A 3852-nucleotide genomic window follows, 5' to 3' on the forward strand; every position below is an offset into this window, starting at 1 on the left:
AAAAGAATATCTATAGATAAAAATTGTTGTTTAATAACGATAGTTTCTATTAGAACACTTTTTAACTTTAATTTATCAAAAAATTTTGCTAATAAAAATTTTGAAAAAGAGTATTCTTCAGGGTATCTATATTCATTAACGCTATCCGTTAAAAAACTTAAAACATAACACAAAAAAGCATCATGAGAAAGTTCATTTTTAGCATATTGGAAAAAATTCGGTTTCATACTATTTTCCTCCTCTTTCGAGATCCTTAGTACTAGTTTATACTTTATTTTTAAAAAAAAATCAAAAAAAGCTTGCAATTTTTCCCTTTTTGAATTATGATTCAAGTATAGATTTCCTAATCCCCCCACTGGAAATTAAAAATTAACATTACATACCATAACAATCCCAAAAATCTACCTGTTCCCCCAACTGGTAGATTTTTTATTATTTAAAAATTGAAAGTGTTTCAAGTTTCATATATACTTTAAGTACTGAGAGTTGGAGGGGGAGTATGAATAGTCTTTTGAAAAAAAATTCTGTCAAAAAATAATTTTCTAAATCCAATGCTGGGTTTTCGGGAAAAAACCGATTTTTGGCCTTTATATAGACATCAAAATAATCCAAATATTAAATTTAAAAAATGAGAATAGAATTAAATTAAGAAGAAATATATGGTATAATATATTATCAAATAAGAAGGAGTTGATGAGTATGGCGACATCATCATTTACTAGAAAGATAATAGTAACAGGGAAAGAAGCAACTGATATGATTATAGATGCTATTACTTCTGATACTGATATAAAAAAAGATAGACATAAAACAGAAGAATTTATAGCTATAAATCGTAAAAGGGGGAGAGCATCATTAGAAAAGTTTGCGTCTCACTACAAGAAATTGAAGAAATAGTTCCAAAAAAGTTAGTAGTAGAAATTATCGATAAATTTGTGTGTTTAAATGATAAGGATATTGAATTTTTTTTAAAGAAAAAAGCTCAACTATTTCAGCATAAAAACAAAGCTAGAACTTATTTTATAATGGATGAAAAAAAATTAGATAATGGAGAGATAGATATTTTAGGTTATTTTGCATTATCAACAAAAGTTCTTCACTTACCAGAAGAACTTTCTAATAATCAAAGAAAAAAAATAGATGGTTTATATAACAGTGTTTCAGAAATCTCTACATTTTTGATAGGACAGATCGCAAAAAATGATTGTAATAAAGATAAAATTTCTGGAAAAGAACTTATAGATTATGCTTGTAGTTATATAGAAGAGGCTTCTGAGGTTGTTGGAGGACGTATTATTTTAGTAGAATTAAAAGATAATTCTAAATTAATAAAATTTTATGAAGAAAATCAATTTTATAGACTTCCTAATAAAACGGAAAACGAAGAAAACCTATTGCAAATGGTGAAAATAATATAATGAATAATTTCTATGTCTTTAACGTGTTTTGTGTGAGAAGTCCCCTCTCTCTATTAGGGAGGGGTAGTTCACTGAATTATGAGATTTACTAGATAATGAGATATTTTTATTAATTCGAAAAAAAGTTGAAAAATAAGAGTTACTATTTGAAAAGTTTGAGAGAAAAAGATTCCTATACTATCGAAAAGATGTAAAAAATATTGGCTTCAGTTTTTATCTTTGGCAAAAGGTAGATTCAGAGTTTTTAGTGAAATTAAAGGAAAAAATGCTCGAAGATTGCAGAATATAGTATAAAAACTTAGGTGGAGATGGAGATGTCGGTATATTTTTATGATTCTAGTTTTAGAACCTTTAATGGTTTAAATTAACCACCTTTAGATCGAGGTATACATTTATACCTAATTTATTTTAAAAAGCTCTAAAATGGATTTTGTAGCTCTGATATTCTAGAAATTATTTCAAAAATTGTAGTTATTTCAAAAAGTCATTTTTGAAGGGGGTTTTTCTAAAAACTCGTCATTAGATGGGAGCTTTTTATCTTGCTGCTCCTGAAAACGCGGAATAACAACGCTAAGGATTTTCTTGACCATCCATAAATCCTTTATTTTCAATTCTTTAAAACTCCCCCTGATCCTCATAACAACCTCATGATAATATAAAAACACCAAGTCGTCTACACTAACTTGGTGTTTTCACATTCTATTTCATCTCTTCTTTCTCATAAGGCCATTTCTTTATTCCCTCTGTATCATAATAAATATTTTCAAATCCACTAGCCACTAAAATTTCACTAGCTTTTCCTGACCTTCTATTGGTTGAACAAAATGTTATATAAGTACCATTTTTATCTAATTCTCCTATTCTAGCTTCTAATTCTTCTAAAGGAATATTTACAGATTTTTTAACATATCCCTCTTTTTTTATTACTTCTGGAGTTCTAACATCTAAAAGAATAGCTTTATTCTCTGCTAAAAGATTTTTTGTTTCCTCTGAATTAATAGAAATAACATTACTTTTCACTTCTTTAGAGGTAGCATTATTTGTTTTAGAAAAAAAAGCTAAACCCCCAATTAAAACAATCCCTAGAACAATAATTAATTTTTTCAAAATAACTCTCCTTTATTTTTAGTATTCTATTGATAATATATGTGTGCCCTATATGGGTATCAATCAGGCTATGGGTATACTCCCTTTAATTTTTACAATAAGTATTTTTAATTTCAATATTTTTTATAATTCGAGCTGGATTTCCACCAATTACAACATTATCAGGAAAACTTTTAGTTACAACAGAACCTGCTGCTACCACAACATTGTCTCCTAAACTAACACCTGGAGCTATAACAGATCTTCCACCAATCCAAACATTGTTTCCGATTTTTACTGGTTTCCCATATTCTATTCCAGAATTTCTTTCATTTGGAGTAATAGGATGTGTAGCTGAGTAAATGTGTACACCTGGAGCTAACATAGCGTTATCACCTATTATAATAGGGCAAATATCTAATAGTAAACAATCATAATTAGAATAAAAATTTTCTCCAATTTCAATATTGTAACCATAATCAAATTTAAAACTAGATTCAATGTGGATATTTTCACCTGTTTTACCTAAAATTTGTTTTATAAGATTTTTTCTTTGTTCATAATCTGTATCGTCAGTTGAGTTATAATTTCTACAAAACCTTTTAGCAGTTTCTCTATCTCTTAAAAGCTCTGAATCCATTGGATTATACATCTCACCAGCTATCATTTTTTCTTTTTCACTTTTCATTTAAATTCCTCCGGTTTTATCATATATTTTTTTCAAAAGCTAATTAGTTGAATAAAATTTGTAGGTCTTGTCAGATATAAAACTATCATCTAAATCAATTTTTATTTTTACATCTTGGTTCATTCCTAAATTTTTTCTGAGGGTATTAGCTATTTTAGAAAGATTTTTTTCTAGAGATTGATTATTTACTTTATTGAAATTAGCAGAATCTCTTTTAGAAATCTCTATTTCAACCTCTAATATATCTTTTTCAATATCCACCTCATATTCTTCTACTGGAAAAGCTAACTTTCCATCAGTAATTGTAGGATATATTTTCATTAAATTTATTTCCATTTTGTCTTCTAAATCTTCAGCAAAAATAACAGAAGAGTAAATAATTAGCATAGCAAGTTTAAGTTTTTTCATTTTTCATCTCCTAATTTTATTAATATTTTTATTTTAACACATTCCAGAAATATTTTTTTGATTATTTGATATTATTCCTTCAATTCTTTAAAATTCCCCCCTAATCCTCATCACGTTTCTGTTAACTTAAAAATTATTGAAACTACTCCAATCCTTTGAGGTATAATAGTTATTCAAACAACCAATATTCCCCCCAAGAAAGGAGCAGTTTTTAACTATGTATATTAATAATATCTCTTGTCCTCGTTGTTT

The 3852-nt window shown here is 27.3% G+C and carries 6 protein-coding genes; 2 read left to right on the plus strand and 4 right to left on the minus strand.

What is annotated here, in order from left to right; genetic code table 11:
- Positions 1 to 227: hypothetical protein (locus tag ACRCZX_RS00795; RefSeq protein WP_438581050.1), on the minus strand; the 227-nt coding region annotated here is incomplete at its 3' end.
- Between the two features lie 472 nt (positions 228 to 699).
- On the opposite strand from ACRCZX_RS00795, the gene ACRCZX_RS00800 reads away from it, so the two are divergent.
- Together ACRCZX_RS00800 and ACRCZX_RS00805 are read left to right on the plus strand one after the other, a co-directional pair.
- The gene (locus tag ACRCZX_RS00800) at positions 700 to 897 is read left to right on the plus strand and encodes a hypothetical protein (protein WP_047396241.1); all 198 of its coding nucleotides are present in this window, start codon (positions 700 to 702) and stop codon (positions 895 to 897) included.
- A gap of 38 nt (positions 898 to 935) precedes the next feature.
- Positions 936 to 1418, plus strand: coding sequence for a hypothetical protein (locus tag ACRCZX_RS00805; protein ID WP_438581051.1), 483 nt, complete (start codon positions 936 to 938; stop codon positions 1416 to 1418).
- 699 nt (positions 1419 to 2117) lie between these two features.
- Here the strand turns inward: ACRCZX_RS00805 and ACRCZX_RS00810 are convergent.
- The 3 genes from ACRCZX_RS00810 to ACRCZX_RS00820 form a co-directional block, all read right to left on the minus strand.
- Positions 2118 to 2525, minus strand: coding sequence for a rhodanese-like domain-containing protein (locus tag ACRCZX_RS00810; RefSeq protein WP_438581052.1), 408 nt, complete (start codon positions 2523 to 2525; stop codon positions 2118 to 2120).
- Between the two features lie 85 nt (positions 2526 to 2610).
- Positions 2611 to 3192: a sugar O-acetyltransferase gene (locus tag ACRCZX_RS00815; protein WP_438581053.1), complete on the minus strand. Its 582-nt coding sequence runs from the start codon at positions 3190 to 3192 to the stop codon at positions 2611 to 2613.
- Positions 3193 to 3231: 39 nt separating this feature from the next.
- Complete coding sequence (locus tag ACRCZX_RS00820) at positions 3232 to 3600, minus strand: hypothetical protein (RefSeq protein WP_438581054.1); 369 nt, start codon at positions 3598 to 3600, stop codon at positions 3232 to 3234.
- Positions 3601 to 3852: the final 252 nt, after the last annotated feature.

Origin of the sequence: Cetobacterium sp. (assembly GCF_051658645.1) — a bacterium.
In the GTDB taxonomy this organism is placed as follows: Bacteria; Fusobacteriota; Fusobacteriia; order Fusobacteriales; family Fusobacteriaceae; genus Cetobacterium_A.